The following is a 16,642-nucleotide window of genomic DNA, read 5'->3' as shown; positions in this document are numbered from 1 at the left end:
TTACGCCCGAGCGCTGCTGATCATGCGCAACCATAATGCCAGGTCGCGGTAGGCGGTAGCTCTGGCCGGCTCCGCCGAGGTGAAGACATCGTGCATGGCTCCGGGGACTTCGCACAAGGTCACGAAGCTTCCCAGCTTTCCCGCGCGGAGTCGGGTTTGCTGCACGTCGAGCACCGAATCGCAGTGCTGCATCTCTGGGGAGTAGCTCGTGCCGATACGCGTTTTGTCCGAAGTCATAACGAGGATCGGCACGTCGAGTTCCAGTCCTTTCGCTACCAAGGCATGGCCTTCGAAGATGGTCTTGAGCCAGCCAGCAGTATTAGGAAACGCCAATCGCGGCCGCCAGAGCCTGTGCACGTCCCATTCCCCATGGGCATGGGTGCTCAAGGATTGCCAGTAGTGGTCAAACTCGGGACCCATGAGTTTACGGCGCGGATTGGTGCGAGTAATGGCGTCCATGAGCCCATGTATGGGTATGCGCAAGAATGCTGTTCCCTGGAACTCCAGCCAAGGGGAGTTCAGAACTAGCGCCTTGATTTCCGGGGACGTGCGCGCGAGCCACAGGCTGAGGATCAGTCCGCCTGTCGAATGGCCTTGCGCAACTACGGGCAGGCGGGGGTGCTCCGCTCTGAGGACCTTCAACGCAGCGTCAAGATCCTGATCGAAGGTCGCCAAGTCGTCAACATATCCTGGCAGTTGGTGTTCTTCGCGAAGGCTCCTGCCATGCCGGCGCAGGTCAATGGCGTAGAAGTGGTAACCCCGTGAGTGCCAGAAAGCGGCCAGTTCCCGGTTATAGAAGTAGTCGCTCCACCCATGGACACTGAGCACCACGCCTTCGGCCTTGCGTCCCAGCCTCTTCCGGAATCCTATAGGGCGGTAGCGAACCAGGGTCGCGATTGCTGGCCCTTCGTCGTCCATCCCGAAGTCCAAAGTTTGCTGTTCGAAGCCCGGCCCCAGAAGATCTTGCGTCCATTCACCGGCCGGCGTTGTAGTCAGATAGTCAGGCCACGAGTCGCTTCCCAGAATGATCTGCTCCTTCATATGTTGAATACTACCTATCTCAAGTTGTCTGTTCTGGGTCCTTCACGGGAAAATGAAGTCATGCGCATATACCCATTGGTCTTCAAGCACGTATTCACCAAAATGGATCCTGAACAGGCTCATCATTTTGCCTTTAACGCCATCAAGGTTGCGCAACGTGCGGGCCTGACTAAAGTGGTCCGCAAGTTTTTCGCACCTTCTCCAAAGCTGAAGCGCACGGTCATGGGCATTGAGTTCCCATCGCCCTTTGGCTTGGCAGCAGGTTTCGACAAGGGCGCTACCGGAATTGTCGCGCTCAGCGACATTGGTTTTGGCCATGTTGAAATCGGCACCGTCACCGGGCAAGCACAGCCGGGTAACCCTCAGCCTCGCCTTTTCCGTCTCGTTGAAGATCGTGCAGTCATTAATCGCATGGGCTTCAACAACGAAGGCGCCGAGCGCGTCGCCGCACGCGTTGCCAATGCTCGACAGCAGTTGAAGGGCGACTACTCGCAGACTCGACCCGTGATCGGCGTGAACATCGGCAAGACCAAGGTGGTGGAGCTAGAGGACGCTGTGGGGGACTACCTGACTTCCACGCGCCAACTGGCTATCCACGCTGATTACCTGGTGGTCAATGTATCCAGCCCGAATACCCCTGGTCTTCGGCTGCTGCAAAGCGTTGAATCCTTGCGGCCGCTGCTGACTGAAGTCGGCCAGCTTGCGGATAAGGTTTCAGGTCGCCATATTCCTTTGCTGGTCAAGATCGCACCGGATCTCAGCGATGAGGACGTCGCCGACGTTGCGCAGCTGGCCATCGAGCTTGAGCTCGACGGGATCATCGCAACCAACACCACCATCGCCCGCGATGGGTTGACTAGCGACTCGGCCAAGGTCGAGGAAATTGGTGCTGGCGGATTGTCCGGCGCGCCATTGAAAGAGCGTTCCCTGGCTGTACTGCGTCAGTTGCGCTCTCTTGTTCCCGCAGAAATGGCGCTGATCGCTGTGGGCGGCGTGGAGAATGCGCAAGACGTCAAGGATCGCTTGGACGCAGGTGCAGATCTCGTTCAGGGATACACCGCTTTCTTGTACGAAGGCCCGTTCTGGGCGCGCTCCATCAATAAGGGCTTGGAACGCATGCTCTAAACGAGTGGCTCACGCTCACTGCGTACCCTCTTTATGGTGAGGCTGGGGGACTCCAAGGTTCCCCAGCCCCACCTTTCGTTTACGTCCACACGAAAAAATCCATTCGGATCATGGTCCGGCCTTGTAGAACCGTCAACAACCCCGAGTGGAACTGGCTGGCCGTGGGGAGAGCTCTCGCCAATCAGTCTTTCCGAAACCCTTGAACCGTTCACACAAAAAACGTTGTAATCGCCTCTACAAGCTTTGACTTTTGTTCCGGATAGTTCACTGGCATAAGAAAAAGGAGCAAACCCATCAGGGTTTGCTCCTTCAACCAACTATGGAAAATTAGTCGATCTTTGCTCCACGTGCAACCTGCGGCTTTGGCAAGCGCAGCTTGCGGAACTGCATGCCACGCATCGCCGCGTACATGCGAACACCACGCTCCATATGACCGAACTTGGCCACCAAGCGACGCTTCAACACGATCGAAGTAAAGATGGCTTCGAGGATGATCAAGGCAATCACGACCCACAAGGCCAGCTGGACAAACATCTGAACCTGCAGGTTCTTCTGGAAGACCAGCGAGACCACGAGGAAGGCCAGGATGATGAACATCATGAACTCGCCGAACATCCAACGAGCATCGATGAAATTGCGGGTGTAGCGCTTCTGCTCACCCTTATCGCGTGGCATCAGGTAGCGTTCGTCACCGGTTTCATTGGCAATGCGCAAGCGATTCTGAGCTTCAATACGCTGCTGCCGCTCGGCCTCCTTGGCTGCCTTCCGATCCGTAGGAACCAGAGGTCGCTGACGGTTCGCCTGCTGCGCACTGCGCTTGGGCGTTGGCCCCGATTTGCGACCATCGGGTGATTCCGATGCCTGCTCTACGGGCTGTACATTTACGGGGGATTGAGGTTCATCCTTCTTACGTCCAAACACCCCTCTATCCTAGCCGGAATTAGCTTGTCGCGTGACATTCGATACGCAATGAATTGCTAGGCTGAAACCATGAGCACAAATTCACTCTTCGACGCCGCTAAGAATGGCGTCGATATTTCAGCACTCAAGGGCCATATCAATGCGAACTTCGAGCAGATCCTCGAAGAACTCAAGGCCTTAGTCGCCATTCCAAGCATCGCTTGGGAATCCTTCGACCCGCAGAATCTGGAGAAGTCAGCTGAAGCTGTAGCTGAACTGGCTAAGAATGCGGGTATGGAAAGCGTTGAAATCCTGCGCGAACCAGCAGAAAACGGCGCGATGGGCGCGCCCGCGGTCGTAGCCCGCCGCAAGGCAGCACCTGGCAAGCCGACCGTACTCCTGTATGCACACCACGATGTACAGCCTCCGGGCAATGCCGAGGATTGGAACACCCCGGTTTTCGAGGCAACACAGGTCGGCGACCGGCTCTTTGGCCGAGGCGCGGCAGACGACAAAGCTGGAATCATGGTTCACCTTGCCGCGTTGCGCGCAGTATTGGACCTTGTCTCGGACTTCGGCGTCGGCGTGACTTACTTCTTCGAGGGGGAGGAGGAAGCGGGATCACCGTCATTCCGCAACTTCCTTGAAGCGCATCAGGACAAGCTTGCTGCAGACGTTATCGTTGTCGCTGATTCCAGCAACTGGGCCGTTGGCACTCCGGCACTCACCAGTTCGCTCCGCGGCATGTGCGCCGCGGAAATCACTGTTCGCTCGCTGAAGCATGCAGTCCATTCGGGAATGTTCGGCGGCCCGGTCCTGGATTCCCCTTTGCTTGCAGCAAAGCTCATTTCGACATTCCACAATGAGGATGGCTCTGTCGCCGTCAAGGGCCTAGTTGCCAGCGATTCCGCCGAAGTCGACTTCGACGAGGCCCAGTTCCGCAACGATTCCGGAGTACTGGATTCCTTCGAATTGGCGGGAACCGGGAAAATCACCGATCGCTTGTGGAATAAACCAGCGTTGAGCGTCATTGGAATGGATATCCCTAACGTTGATCAGTCGTCGAATACCCTGATTCCGCAAACCAGGTTCAAGGTTTCGATGCGTTTGGCGCCGGGACAAGATCCTGTTAAGGCACTGCAAACGCTGGAGGAGCACGTGAACGGAGTCGACTTGCGCGGTGCGCAGGTAGATTTCAAAGCCACCGAAGCCGGAAATGCCTACAAGGCCAATTTGGATGCTTCGGCGAACGACACCGCACGCTGGGCACTTGAACAAGCCTGGGGAGTTGTACCTGTGAATATGGGGCTGGGTGGGTCGATTCCATTCATCGCCGATTTGCTGGAGGTGTTCCCACAGGCGCAGATCCTTGTGACCGGAGTTGAAGATCCAGATTCACGCGCCCACTCGGCAAATGAATCATTGCATCTGGGCGACTTCAAGCATGCAATTGAAGCTGAGGCGCTGTTGCTGGCCAGGATCAACGCTGAAGGACTATGAGGCGTGTCATACGCCGTGACATAAGGGGAGAAATCCTCGCGGTTGCGACGTAGGATAGTAGCAAGAACAGGGGCGAAGTCTCGGAGCTAATTTGAGGCTGATGCCACAACGAGCAGTATGGGAGGAAATCATGACTGCAGCTGTTGAGCAAACCAAGGGTGACCCAACCGAGTTGCCAACCCACGAGGTAAACATTTCCGACGTGGCCGCCGAAAAGGTGCGTTCACTGTTGGAGCAGGAAGGCCGCGACGACTTGCGTCTGCGCATCGCCGTGCAGCCAGGCGGCTGCTCGGGCCTGATTTACCAGCTTTACTTCGATGAGCGCATGCTCGAGGGCGACGCTGTTCGCAACTTCGACGGCGTAGAGGTCATCGTCGACAAGATGAGCGTTCCTTACCTTGCTGGCGCTTCGATCGACTTCGAAGACACCATCTCGAAGCAGGGCTTCACCATCGACAACCCTTCGGCCTCCGGCTCCTGCGCCTGCGGAGACTCCTTCCACTAGGATCCACCTGGCCCAAGGGAACTAACGCCGCTGTTCAAACGTTGAAGAAATTTCTCGTTAGAACAGCGGCGTTTTTCGGCATTCTGACCCCGAAGAGGGTAAGCTCTACGTTAAGTAGTAAAACTATGTTTCCCTTCGTGAGCCACCTCACCGTGCAACTCGTTAAACCACGAGGTGACTTATGAAGACCACATTCTGCACCAACAAAGAGGAAGGGCCGTCTGTGAGTTCGCAAGACCGAACCGGCAGTCGCGGGTCTGCTAAAGCCAAAGTTCTGGCTTTAGTCGGCACTGGCGCGCTGCTGTTGACGGGATGTTCAGCGGAGGCTAAACGCGGTTGGCTCCCAAACGTGGAGCGTGACACCACTAACCACACTGCTGCAATCCAGGATTTCTGGGTTCACTCGTGGATCGCCGTGGTAGTCATCGGTATTTTGACTTGGGGCTTGATGCTTTGGTGCATCATCGCCTACCGTCGCCGCAAGACCGACACCGGTTACCCCCGCCAGCTGAGCTACAACATGCCATTGGAGATCTTCTACACGGCCATTCCTTTGGTCCTTGTTCTAGTCTTCTTTAGCTTCAACAACACCCTGGAAAAGAGCATCAACAAGCCTGTTGATTCCGAGGTCGTAGTAGACGTTCGAGCCAAGCAGTGGTCTTGGGACTTCAACTACACCTACCAGGGCACTGAGAAGCATTTCGCCGGCACCCAGGCCCACTTGCACACCGATGGCTCGGAAGGCGCTCGCGAAGAACTGCCTACCTTGTACTTGCCAGCAGGCAAGCCGGTACAGCTGGATCTGAACAGCCGCGATGTAATTCACTCGTTCTGGGTCCCAGCCTTCTTGCAGAAGCTGGACATGATCCCAGGCAAGACCAACCACATCTACCTGACTCCTCAGGTTGAAGGTAGCTATGACGGAAAGTGCGCCGAGCTTTGCGGCGAGTACCACTCCGAAATGCTCTTCAACGTGAAGGTCGTCAGCGACGCAGAGTTCAAGGCTCAGCTCGCGAAGATGGACGATGGACACATCGGCGAAGAATACGACCGCCAGCCGGACACGGTTAACGGTGTAGTAGTAGAGCACGGGGAAGGAGAGTAATCACTATGACTACGTTTGAATACGCAACTGACGACGTCAAGTCGATTGCCCCAGCCGTGGTGCCGAAGTCGAAGGGTCGCCTTTTCGTCGACTACATCACTTCGACCGACCACAAGAAGATCGGGTACATGTACCTGATCACTTCGTTCGTCATGTTCTGCATCGGTGGCGTCATGGCGCTGCTGATCCGTGCAGAGCTGTTCGAACCAGGTATGCAGATCCTGCAGACCAAGGAACAGTACAACCAGCTGTTCACCATGCACGGCACCGTCATGCTGCTGATGTTCGCGACCCCGCTCTTCGCTGGCTTCGCAAACGTCATGATGCCTTTGCAGATCGGTTCCCCGGATGTGGCCTTCCCACGTCTGAACGCACTGGCTTTCTGGTTCTTCGCCATGGGCTCCGTAATCGCTCTGGCCGGCTACCTCACCCCGCAGGGTGCAGCTAGCTTCGGTTGGTTCGCTTACGCTCCACTGTCGAACACCACCTTCTCGCCAGGTGTCGGTGGAGACCTCTGGGTCTTCGGTCTGGCACTGTCGGGCTTCGGTACCATCCTGGGTGCCGTCAACTTCATCACCACGATCATCTGCCTGCGTGCCCCTGGCATGACCATGTGGCGCATGTCGATCTTCTCGTGGAACACCTTGATCACCTCGTTGCTGGTCCTGATGGCCTTCCCGCCGCTGGCAGCTGCGCTGTTCGCGCTGGGTGCTGATCGCCGCTTTGGTGCACACATCTTCGACCCGGAGAACGGCGGTGCCGTCCTGTGGCAGCACCTGTTCTGGTTCTTCGGACACCCTGAGGTTTACATCATCGCGCTGCCGTTCTTCGGTATCGTTTCGGAGATCTTCCCGGTCTTCAGCCGCAAGCCGATCTTCGGTTACAAGGGTCTGGTCTTCGCGACCATCTCGATCGCTGCACTGTCGGTTTCTGTGTGGGCTCACCACATGTACGTCACCGGCTCGGTTATGCTTCCGTTCTTCGGCTTCATGACCATGCTGATCGCAGTGCCAACCGGTGTGAAGTTCTTCAACTGGATCGGTACCCTGTGGCGCGGTTCGATTACCTTCGAAACCCCAATGCTGTGGAGCATCGGCTTCATGATCACCTTCTTGTTCGGTGGTCTGACCGGTATTATCCTCTCCGCTCCTGCACTGGACTTCCACGTTTCTGACTCCTACTTCGTTGTGGCACACTTCCACTACGTGGTCTTCGGTACCGTGGTATTCGCAATGTTCGCTGGCTTCTACTTCTGGTGGCCAAAGTGGACCGGCAAGATGCTCAACGAGCGTCTGGGCAAGATCCACTTCTGGATGCTGTTCACTGGCTTCCACGGAACCTTCCTGATCCAGCACTGGCTGGGTGTCATGGGTATGCCGCGTCGTTACGCCGACTACATGCCTGAAGATGGTTTCACCACCATGAACCAGGTCTCGACCGTCTTCGCGTTCATCTTGGGCGCATCGATGATTCCGTTCTTCTGGAACGTATGGATCACCTTCCGCTACGGCAAGAAGGTTGAAGTTGATGATCCATGGGGCTTCGGCGCCTCGCTGGAGTGGGCTACCTCTTGCCCACCACCACGCCACAACTTCCACTCGATTCCTCGCATCCGTTCAGAGCGTCCAGCTTTGGATCTGCACCACCCGGAACTGAGCGGTCGCGTTACCCCAGAAACTCCGGTTGCAAAGATCTTTGGCCCTGCTGATCAGAAGGACCTGTAAAGATGAAAATTGAATCCTGGATCTTCCTGGGTGGCGTCTTCTTCTTCGCCCCTATCGCCGTGATCTACGGTTACATGACCAACTGGAGCGAATGGGTTGGCTTCCTGGCATTGCTGATGCTGGTAGGCCTGTCCGCAATGGTTGGGTGGTACCTGCTGTTCACCGCCAAGCGCATCGGCCCTCGCCCAGAGGACCGTGTCGACGGTGAAATCCACGAGAACGCCGGCGACATCGGAATGTTCTCGCCATGGAGCTGGTGGCCACTGGTACTTGCCGGTTCCGCTGCAATCGCCTTCTTGGGCATTGCAGTTGGCTGGTGGGTCTTCTACATCGGAGCAGGACTTTCCGTTGTAGGTCTGGTTGGCTGGGTTTACGAATACAGCCGTGGAGACCACGCACACTAAGCAGTGGTCCTAATGGGGTGACAAGCAATTGGCTTGTCACCCCATTAGTCTTTTAATAGCAGTAGGGCCATAGTGAAATGCCGGCCCGGTACCAGCCGAGGAGATCAACCATGCGCCACGCACCCCAGCCCAAGGTCGAGGCGTATCTTGATCCAGCGAGCAAACAAAGCAAGTACCGGCAGATCCGTGAGATCCTCAAAGCCCACACCCGCGAAGCCTGCAAACCTGGCTACAAGCTCCCACCAGAACGCGAGCTCGCCGAACATTTCGGGGTGGCCCGCAAGACCATCCGCCAGGCAATAGACGCGTTGGTCGACGAACAGGTGCTCAAGCGCGTAGTCGGCATCGGCACTTTTGTCGTCCCCGAGAAACTTGACTTGAGGGTCAGGCTGCATTCCTACTCCGAGGACATGATGCGCCGTGGGATGGTGCCGGACGCGCATGTTCTGGAGTTTGCCGAAATCAAGGCCAATACGAACCTTGCCCTGCAGCTAATGGTGGAGGAGGGGACGCAGGTGGTGCAGTTCAAACGCCTGCTGCTGGCCGATGGAACCCCGATGAGCCTGGACGAGAACTATATGCCAGCAGATCTGGTCCCAGGCTTCGTAGACGCGGAGCCGCCGTCCAAGCTCTACCAAGCCCTACACGAGCGCTACGGCATACTTCTGGAATGGGGCGAGGATCAGGTCGAAAGCACGGCCGCAAGCAAGAGCCAGGCCCATTTGCTGGGCGTTGAACCAGGGTTCCCGTTGTTGCAGATCACGCGCTACGCCTATATCGGCGAACGGCTGGCCGACTACTCTGTCTCGCTCTACCGCTCGGACCGCTACAAGCTCTTTGTCCCGCTGCAACGCGTTGGCACTCGTACACCGCGCTACACAGAGGCCTTTTAGGACCACGCCAGCATGGCAGCAGCTCCGCAGGCAGTCCAGACGGACAGATACTAGTTTCAAGTTGGCGGGCACTGTTGGACCGATTCGGTTTCGGCGTGGCGTTCCCTAGTTGCACCTATGGGACAGTGAGGACAGGATTCCAGTTTCAACTGTCCCGTTTCTTGGCAGGCATCTTCCACCAGCCTGATATGAATCGCCGCGTCGGCATACCCAATATTGGGCGTCCGGTCCGATGCTCCTGGTCTTCTAGGCATCATTGGCTGTTCTGTGCGCAGTGCACAGTGCTGCCGAATCTAAAGAAGTTGTCACAGAGCGAGCGGCCGTCTTTCTCATCGACGCTTCCGGCGCCACTGGCGACGCATAGGGGAGCTTAGAGCTGCATTGGCCACTCCTTGAACACAAGTGGCGCTCTCGGCGTTCTCACGGCCCTGTGAGGGCCTCGCAGGATTGGCAATGGGTTCGAGTCTGATTCCGCAGGGGAGTAGGTTCGCTTGAAGACTCCGTACAACAGCTTAAATAGAACAGGGACACACCGTGGTGTGTCCCTGTTCTAGTGACTAACGCGAATCGGAATTACTTCTCGATCGAGTCCTGCTTGTCACCCTCGACCTCATGGTGACCGTGGGCAGCATGTGCTGCTTCCAGTTCCGATGGGGTTACCGGGGCGACGCGATCTTCGAAGAAGAACTTCGAGATCATTGCGCGGCGCTTCTCCGAACCGGAGATGTGGCCAGCGGCGTCAGGCTCTGCTGGGATGTACTGGCGATCCTCGAAGTTGGTCAAGAGGTAGCGCTTGTAAACGTCGACCTCTTCGTGCTTCTCGGTGAAGCCACCTTCTGGCGACATCTGGATGATGCCGGCTTCGCGGCCGTGCAGCACGATCTCGCGATCCTTGCGCTGCAGCGACAGGCAGATGCGGCGGGTCAACCAGAAGCCCAGGATTGGGCCGAGGAAGAACAGTGCACGCAACCAGTAGGTGACGTCATTCAGTGCCACGTGGAAGTGCGTCGCGATCAAGTCAGAGGATGCAGCTGCCCACATCACGCTGTAGAAGATCACGCCGGCAACACCCATAGCGGTACGGAATGGCGCGTTACGCGGACGATCCAGCAAGTGGTGCTCGCGGTTGTCCTTGGTCACCCAACGCTCGATCCATGGCCATGCGAACATGACTGCGAACAGTGCGCCTGCAGGAACCAGGGCTGGGAGCAGAACCGAGAGAACCAGGGTGTTGGTGCCCCATGGGAATGGAATGTTCCACTCGAAGCTGAAGTTGCCAAGAACACCTGGCATCAAACGCAGGGCGCCATCAACGAAACCGATGTACCAGTCAGGCTGGGTACCAGCCGAAACAGGGGATGGGTCGTATGGTCCGTAGTTCCAGATCGGGTTGATCTGGAACAGGCCTGCGATGAAAGCAACGATGCCGAAGACGATGAAGAAGAATCCACCGGCCTTTGCAGCGTAGACCGGGCCGACAGGGAAGCCAACAACATTGTCGTTGGTGCGACCTGGGCCTGGGTACTGGGTGTGCTTGTGGGTCACAACCATGAATAGGTGGACTACGATCAGCAGGATGATCACTGCAGGCACAATCATGATGTGCAGCGAGTACAGACGCTGGATTACGTGCTCGCCTGGGAACTCGCCACCGAAGAAGAACATCGAGAGGTAAGTACCGACGATTGGCAGTGCCTTCATAACGCCATCGATAATGCGCAGGCCGTTACCGGAAAGCAGATCATCGGGCAGGGAGTAGCCGGTGAAGCCAGCAGCCAGACCCATGATCAGCAGAACGCCGCCGACAACCCAGTTCAATTCACGTGGGCGACGGAATGCACCGGTGAAGAACACGCGGAGCATGTGAACGGACAGCGATGCAATGAAGAGCAGTGCCGACCAGTGGTGGACCTGACGCATGAACAGGCCGCCGCGAACGTCGAACGAGATGTCCATGGTCGAAGCCATGGCGGTCGACATTCCCAGACCCTTCATCGGAACGTACGAACCGTTGTAGGTCACGTGCGCCATCGAAGGATCGAAGAAGAAGGTCAGGAAGGTACCGGAGAGCAGCAACAGCACAAAGGTGTACATAGCTACTTCACCGAACATGAACGACCAGTGGTCAGGGAAGATCTTGCGACCGAATTCCTTGACGATAGCCGAAGCGCCAACGCGTGAATCCACGAAGTTGGCGATACGACCGGTGGAGGTCGTTGCCTGGTATTCGTTAGCAGTCGTCATGATTAACCACGCTCCCAGTAGGCCGGGCCGACAGGCTCATGGAAGTCGCTCTGGGCGACCAGGTAGCCTTCGGAGTCCACAGTAATTGGCAGCTGTGGAAGTGCGTGACCAGCTGGGCCGAAGATGACCTTGCATTCCTGGGTCAGGTCGAAGGTCGACTGGTGGCAAGGGCACAGCAGGTGGTGCGTGTGCTGCTCATACAGTGCGATCGGGCAACCAACGTGGGTGCAGATCTTGGAGTAGGCGACGATGCCGTCGACGTTCCAGTCTTCGCGCCCCTCGGAGATGTTCATTTCTGCTGGATCCATGCGCATCAGCAGAACAACGGCCTTGGCCTTTTCGTTCAGCGGGTTCTCGGTTTCGTTGATGCCCTCTGGGACAACGTGGAAAGCGGAGCCGATCTGGACGTCCGAAGCCTTGATCGGGGTGCCGGATGGATCGCGGGTCAATCGGATGCCCTTGTCCCACATGGTGTGGCGCAGGGAATCGATCATCTGGTTTGCGGTCTTACCGGTGCGATCCAGATCGCGGAACATGAAGATTGCCGGAATCGGGGCCAAAGCGATGGCACCGATCAGGGTGTTGCGGATCAGCGGACGGCGCTTGATACCGGATTCTTCAAGAACGGTATCTACGATCTCGACTGCATCCTGGCGGTCTTCTTCCGAGCGGATCTCGTGGCGCATTTCCATGAGCTCGTGATCCGGCATCAGGGTCTTTGCCCAGTGAACAATACCTACACCGATACCGAGCATCGCGAATGCGGTGCCCAGGCCCAGTGCAGCGTTCTGCACACGCAGTTCAGCGAAGGACATATCGCCCAGGCGGCCCAGGACGAAGTAGGCCACGAAGAAGAAGAGCGTGCCGATGATGGAGATGGTAAATAGGAGCGCTACTTGACGCTCGTGTCGCTTGGCTGCGCGCGGATCGCGATCTGCGAGACGCGGACGATGGGGTGGCAAGCCCGGATCGGGGAAACGATCCTGAGCTACATCGTCAGCCTTAGCAACGGTGCCCGAGTTTTCGGGACTGCCGTGACTATGGTCGCCCATGTTTCTCTCTCATCCTTCTGTTAGGAATTTATGTACGTAGTGATGGTTACGGCCGTGGCCGTGGTTTGCCTTAGGAAGGACGCGAGGTCAACCAAATGGTGAAGGCAATGATGATACCCAGACCTGCGGTCCAGGTGAACAGGCCTTCAGCAACTGGACCCAGGGAGCCCAGGGCTGCACCGCCAGCGGAACCATTGGCTTCAATGGTCTTCAGGAAGGTGATGACATCACGCTTCTCTTCTGGGGTGATGTTCGAGTCGTTGAACACTGGCATGTTCTGTGGGCCGGTAGCCATCGCTTCGTAGATGTGCTTCTCGGTTACGCCGGTCAAGGTCGGAGCGAACTTGCCGCGGGTCAAAGCACCACCGGCTGCTGCCGCGTTGTGGCACATTGCGCAGTTCACGCGGAAGACGGTTCCACCGTGAGCTGCATCGCCCTTGGTGGTATCGAGGTATTCCTCATCCGGGATCGCTGGACCTGCACCCAGGCTGGCAACATACGCAGCCAACTGGGAGATCTGCTTGTCGTCGAATTGAACTGGCTTGACCTGGGCCTGAGGGCCCTGCATCTGCATTGGCATACGGCCGGTACCGACCTGGAAGTCAACAGATGCGGCGCCAACGCCAATCAGCGAAGGACCGGAGTCCGAACCTTCAGCGTGCATGCCGTGGCAAGTAGCGCAGTTCGCGACGAAAAGCTTCTGACCTTCGTCAACATCGGTCTGCGATGCTGCGGTGGTCTCAGCGGCCTTCGCTTCGCTGATGTTTCCTGCTGCGGTGTAGAGACTGCCGGTAATCAGCAATCCAAACAGAAGCAGGGCCACAGCGGCGAGCGGGTGGCGGCGCTTTTTCGAAAGAGCCTTCACTTGCTGGTTCCTCACTTAGTTTCTTTGGTGTGGTGTTGCCGTACTTCTCGTTGAGGCAACTAATGACTAAAAGTTGCTACTTCAGGAAGTAGATAATCGCAAACAGCGCGATCCAAACAACGTCAACGAAGTGCCAGTAGTAGGACACAACGATGGAACCCGTTGCTTCGAAGTGGCCAAACTTCTTAGCCAGCATTGCACGACCAATGATCAGCAGGAATGCAATCAGGCCACCGGTGACGTGAATGCCGTGGAAGCCGGTGGTCATGTAGAAGGCCGAAGCGTAGGAGTTCGAGTTCAGTGCTACGCCCTCGTGAACGAGGGTTACGTATTCATAAGCCTGGACCGAGACGAAGATTGCGCCAAGGATGAAGGTGAGAATGAACCATTCGATCATTCCCCATTCCTTGAAGTTGAACAGTCCGCCGGAACGGCGAGGCTTGAATTCTTCAGCACGGAACACACCAAGCTGGCACGAGAACGAGCTGGAAACCAGAATCAGGGTGTTAACCAGCGCAAACGGCACGTTAAGTTTGGCAGTTTCAGTCGCCCATAGTTCGGGCGCGGCAGCCCGAAGGCTGAAATACATGGCGAAGAGGGCGGCGAAGAACATGAGCTCGCTGGAGAGCCACACCATCGTTCCCACCGACACCATGTTTGGGCGGTTCGGCGCATGAGGCGCCGTCGTATTTGGGGCATGAGTCGCAGTTGTCACACTGACATTATGTCTCTAAATGCCCCTCAGATACCAATGCAGAAAGGCGTTGTCGGAGGTTTTTTGCGCCACACATCGACAACAACCGCGGAAACACGCGGAAGTACGTAGAAAACTCTTTCTACAATTCGTAGAGCTTGATTCGGCGAGTCTCGTGAAACATTCATTTATGCAACGCTCATGTGCCCTATTTATCCCCAGAAATACTAGGTTTCTAGCGACTTGTGACACATCAATCGATGACATGAATTGGGTCTGCGACTGCTTGCTCGATAGGCTTTCATTTGTGTCAACGAGCCTTGAAAACGAAAAGTTCCCAACCTGGCCAGATCTCTTGGCCACCCTGATCGGCGGTGGCGATCTCAGCCGCGTTCAGGCAGCGTGGGCCATGAATGAGATCATGAGTGGCGAGGCGAGCGATGTACAAATCGCTGGGTTCCTTGTTGCCTTGCGCTCGAAGGGCGAAACCGTTGCCGAGCTCACCGGTCTCGTTGATTCCATGGTTGCCAACGCCAAGCCGCTGAGCATCCAGGCACAAACACTGGACATTGTGGGAACTGGTGGTGACCGACAGAACACCGTGAATATCTCGACGATGGCCACTCTGGTGTGCGCGGGCGCCGGCATCAACATAGTTAAACACGGTAACCGGGCCTCATCGTCCTCTTCGGGGTCAGCGGATGTTCTCGAAGCTCTGGGCGTGCGACTGGATGTACCAATCGAGAGGCTTGTAGAGGTCTATAACAAGGTTGGAATTGCGTTCTGCTTCGCCAATGTCTTCCACCCGTCAATGCGTCACGTCGCCGTCGCTCGGCGTCAGCTTCGCGTGCCCACTGCATTCAACTTCATGGGGCCGCTGACCAACCCGGCATTGCCCAGTTCATCCGCCATCGGCTGCTCGGACTTGGTCATGGCTCCGATCATGGCTGGCGTCCTGGCCAGCCGCGACTCCCGTGGCCTGGTATTCCGCGGAGATGACGGCTTGGACGAGCTCACAACAACCTCCGCCAATCGCGTATGGGAAGTCCGCGATGGGCGTGTCAACGAGTTCACTTTCGATGCTCAGGATCTAGGAATCTCGCGGGCAACCATCGAGCAGTTGCGCGGAGCAGACGCTCTACATAACGCTGAGGTTGTCAGGCAGATCGTTTCGGGAGCAGAAGGTCCGGTTCGCGATGCCGTATTGCTCAACGCCGCGGCAGGAATGGTTGCCTACGACGAATCCAGCGAGGGTAGTTTCGATGAGCGCATGAAGATCGCGTTCCAAAAGGCCGCCAACTCGATAGATTCCGGCGCAGCTAAGACCGTCCTTGAGAATTGGGCGAAAACGACGCAGCAAATCGTGGGGGAGTAGCACTCCGGATTAAACAAGGACGGGTTCTGGTTGCAGCTCATACAAGCTGCAACCAGAACCCGTCCTTGCAAGTGAGGGAAGGCTAGTCGTCCAGCCCCAGGGAAAAGGCCGCTTCAAGGTCATGATCCGAATAAGCCCGGAATGCGATATGCGTCTGCGTTCCACGGATGCCTGGAATCTTGGAAAGCTTATTGGCGATAACTTCCGCCAGGTCCTCATGCTTGTGCACGCGGGCTACTGCGATCAGGTCCCAATCGCCGGCGACGGAATAGACCTCGCTAATGCCGGAAATTGCGGATATCTGCTGAGCGCACTCCGGAATGCTGTCCGTTGCCGTCTGAATCATGACAAATGCAGTAACCATTGCTGAGCCTTTCACTACGTGAGTCCCCGAACTGAAGACCAATAACTTAGTTTCAACTCTAGTCGAAAATGCGGCCCGAGCGAGTCCGAGCAATAATCACAACTACAGTTATACAAGCTTTAAAATTAGTATTTATCTCTACTATGTTTTATACTTGTTCCATGATTGTTCTGACCATCGACCAGCGTCGCTCCCGATCATCGGAAGACAAAGTACAAACGCTCATTGAGCAGGCCAACGCGACTGTTCCGGTCGTCCGTCCCTTCCAGCGTACCGCTGGTGATGAGGTTCAAGCGGTCTTGGACGATGCTTCGGAAGCGATTCGTTTGGCCGTCATGATGGCGGCATCAGGGGATTGGAGCGTCGGTCTAGGATTTGGGCAGGTTGAAACGCCGCTGCCCAAAGAGACAAGGGCAGGCCGCGGGCCTGCCTTCGAATACGCACGGGTTGCAGTAGAGCGTTCCAAGAACACCAACGCCCATCTTGCTGTTCATGGTCCATCCCACGAAGCCACAAGGCTGGAAGCTGAGCTTCAATTAACCGCCTGCATAGTCTCCAAGCGCAGGGCTACTGCCTGGGAGGCTGGCACTTTGGCAGATGAAGGATTGACTCAGCAGCAGATCGCAAAGGAATTGGGTATCACGCAGCAGGCAGTCTCATCTCGTCTGTCCGCCGCGCTATGGTTTGAGGCGAATCGAATGATGGACGAGGCAGCAAAGTCACTGACTCGCCAGCTCAAAATGCTAGGGGAGTCATAGATGTTCTGGATTGCCTGGGGGTGCCTGAGCCTAGCTACGGTATTGTCTTGCCTCGCCGCATACCTTGGTTATGCAATAGGCAATCGAGCACGG

Annotated in this window: 16 protein-coding genes; 9 read left to right on the top strand and 7 right to left on the bottom strand. The window is 56.6% G+C overall.

Features of this window, described 5'->3' with window-relative positions:
* Positions 1-1,041, bottom strand: coding sequence for an alpha/beta hydrolase (locus D3791_RS16375; protein ID WP_172512831.1), 1,041 nt, complete (start codon positions 1,039-1,041; stop codon positions 1-3).
* 60 nt (positions 1,042-1,101) lie between these two features.
* On the opposite strand from D3791_RS16375, the gene D3791_RS16370 reads away from it, so the two are divergent.
* Positions 1,102-2,166 carry a quinone-dependent dihydroorotate dehydrogenase gene (locus D3791_RS16370; protein WP_028268524.1) on the top strand — a complete coding sequence of 355 codons (1,065 nt, stop codon included), beginning with the start codon at positions 1,102-1,104 and terminating at the stop codon, positions 2,164-2,166.
* A gap of 327 nt (positions 2,167-2,493) precedes the next feature.
* On the opposite strand, the gene D3791_RS16365 is transcribed toward D3791_RS16370, so the two are convergent.
* A complete protein-coding gene (locus D3791_RS16365) occupies positions 2,494-3,087 on the bottom strand; it encodes a DUF3043 domain-containing protein (RefSeq protein ID WP_022875145.1) in 594 nt (197 codons plus the stop codon).
* A 69-nt stretch (positions 3,088-3,156) separates the two neighbouring features.
* Here D3791_RS16365 and D3791_RS16360 point away from each other — a divergent pair, with 69 nt between their 5' ends.
* The 6 genes from D3791_RS16360 to D3791_RS16335 all read left to right on the top strand — a co-directional run bounded on the left by D3791_RS16360 (position 3,157) and on the right by D3791_RS16335 (position 9,197).
* Complete coding sequence (locus D3791_RS16360; protein ID WP_172512830.1) at positions 3,157-4,566, top strand: dipeptidase; 1,410 nt, start codon at positions 3,157-3,159, stop codon at positions 4,564-4,566.
* Positions 4,567-4,696: 130 nt separating this feature from the next.
* Entirely contained in the window at positions 4,697-5,071 is a 375-nt protein-coding gene (locus D3791_RS16355; protein ID WP_022875143.1) for a HesB/IscA family protein, read from the top strand.
* Positions 5,072-5,294: 223 nt separating this feature from the next.
* A complete protein-coding gene (gene ctaC, locus D3791_RS16350; protein ID WP_028268523.1) occupies positions 5,295-6,176 on the top strand; it encodes an aa3-type cytochrome oxidase subunit II in 882 nt (293 codons plus the stop codon).
* 5 nt (positions 6,177-6,181) lie between these two features.
* A complete protein-coding gene (gene ctaD / locus D3791_RS16345; protein WP_022875141.1) occupies positions 6,182-7,900 on the top strand; it encodes an aa3-type cytochrome oxidase subunit I in 1,719 nt (572 codons plus the stop codon).
* A gap of 2 nt (positions 7,901-7,902) precedes the next feature.
* Complete coding sequence (locus tag D3791_RS16340) at positions 7,903-8,304, top strand: cytochrome c oxidase subunit 4 (RefSeq protein WP_022875140.1); 402 nt, start codon at positions 7,903-7,905, stop codon at positions 8,302-8,304.
* A gap of 110 nt (positions 8,305-8,414) precedes the next feature.
* Positions 8,415-9,197 (top strand): GntR family transcriptional regulator, encoded by a 783-nt coding sequence (locus D3791_RS16335; protein WP_172512829.1) that lies wholly within the window; start codon positions 8,415-8,417, stop codon positions 9,195-9,197.
* A gap of 573 nt (positions 9,198-9,770) precedes the next feature.
* Here D3791_RS16335 and qcrB read toward each other — a convergent pair.
* From qcrB to ctaE, 4 genes are all read right to left on the bottom strand, one after another.
* A complete protein-coding gene (qcrB, locus tag D3791_RS16330) occupies positions 9,771-11,441 on the bottom strand; it encodes a cytochrome bc1 complex cytochrome b subunit (RefSeq protein ID WP_022875138.1) in 1,671 nt (556 codons plus the stop codon).
* A 2-nt stretch (positions 11,442-11,443) separates the two neighbouring features.
* Positions 11,444-12,493: a cytochrome bc1 complex Rieske iron-sulfur subunit gene (gene qcrA / locus D3791_RS16325; protein ID WP_022875137.1), complete on the bottom strand. Its 1,050-nt coding sequence runs from the start codon at positions 12,491-12,493 to the stop codon at positions 11,444-11,446.
* 70 nt (positions 12,494-12,563) lie between these two features.
* Positions 12,564-13,358 (bottom strand): cytochrome bc1 complex diheme cytochrome c subunit, encoded by a 795-nt coding sequence (gene qcrC / locus D3791_RS16320; protein ID WP_022875136.1) that lies wholly within the window; start codon positions 13,356-13,358, stop codon positions 12,564-12,566.
* Between the two features lie 76 nt (positions 13,359-13,434).
* Positions 13,435-14,073 (bottom strand): aa3-type cytochrome oxidase subunit III, encoded by a 639-nt coding sequence (ctaE, locus tag D3791_RS16315; protein ID WP_022875135.1) that lies wholly within the window; start codon positions 14,071-14,073, stop codon positions 13,435-13,437.
* Between the two features lie 286 nt (positions 14,074-14,359).
* On the opposite strand from ctaE, the gene trpD reads away from it, so the two are divergent.
* Positions 14,360-15,427: an anthranilate phosphoribosyltransferase gene (gene trpD, locus D3791_RS16310; protein WP_281350614.1), complete on the top strand. Its 1,068-nt coding sequence runs from the start codon at positions 14,360-14,362 to the stop codon at positions 15,425-15,427.
* 82 nt (positions 15,428-15,509) lie between these two features.
* Here trpD and D3791_RS16305 read toward each other — a convergent pair whose 3' ends face one another.
* Positions 15,510-15,791, bottom strand: a complete 282-nt coding sequence (locus tag D3791_RS16305; RefSeq protein WP_022875133.1) for an Lrp/AsnC family transcriptional regulator — start codon at positions 15,789-15,791, stop codon at positions 15,510-15,512.
* Between the two features lie 161 nt (positions 15,792-15,952).
* Here D3791_RS16305 and D3791_RS16300 point away from each other — a divergent pair, with 161 nt between their 5' ends.
* On the top strand, positions 15,953-16,549 hold the full coding sequence (locus tag D3791_RS16300) for a sigma factor-like helix-turn-helix DNA-binding protein (protein WP_028268521.1): 597 nt from the start codon (positions 15,953-15,955) through the stop codon (positions 16,547-16,549).
* The last annotated feature ends 93 nt before the right edge of the window (positions 16,550-16,642 follow it).

This window comes from Glutamicibacter mishrai (assembly GCF_012221945.1).
In the GTDB taxonomy this organism is placed as follows: domain Bacteria; phylum Actinomycetota; class Actinomycetes; order Actinomycetales; family Micrococcaceae; genus Glutamicibacter; species Glutamicibacter mishrai.
The sequence above is the reverse complement of the archived record's forward strand: the minus strand, read 5'-3'. Positions and strand labels throughout refer to the sequence as shown.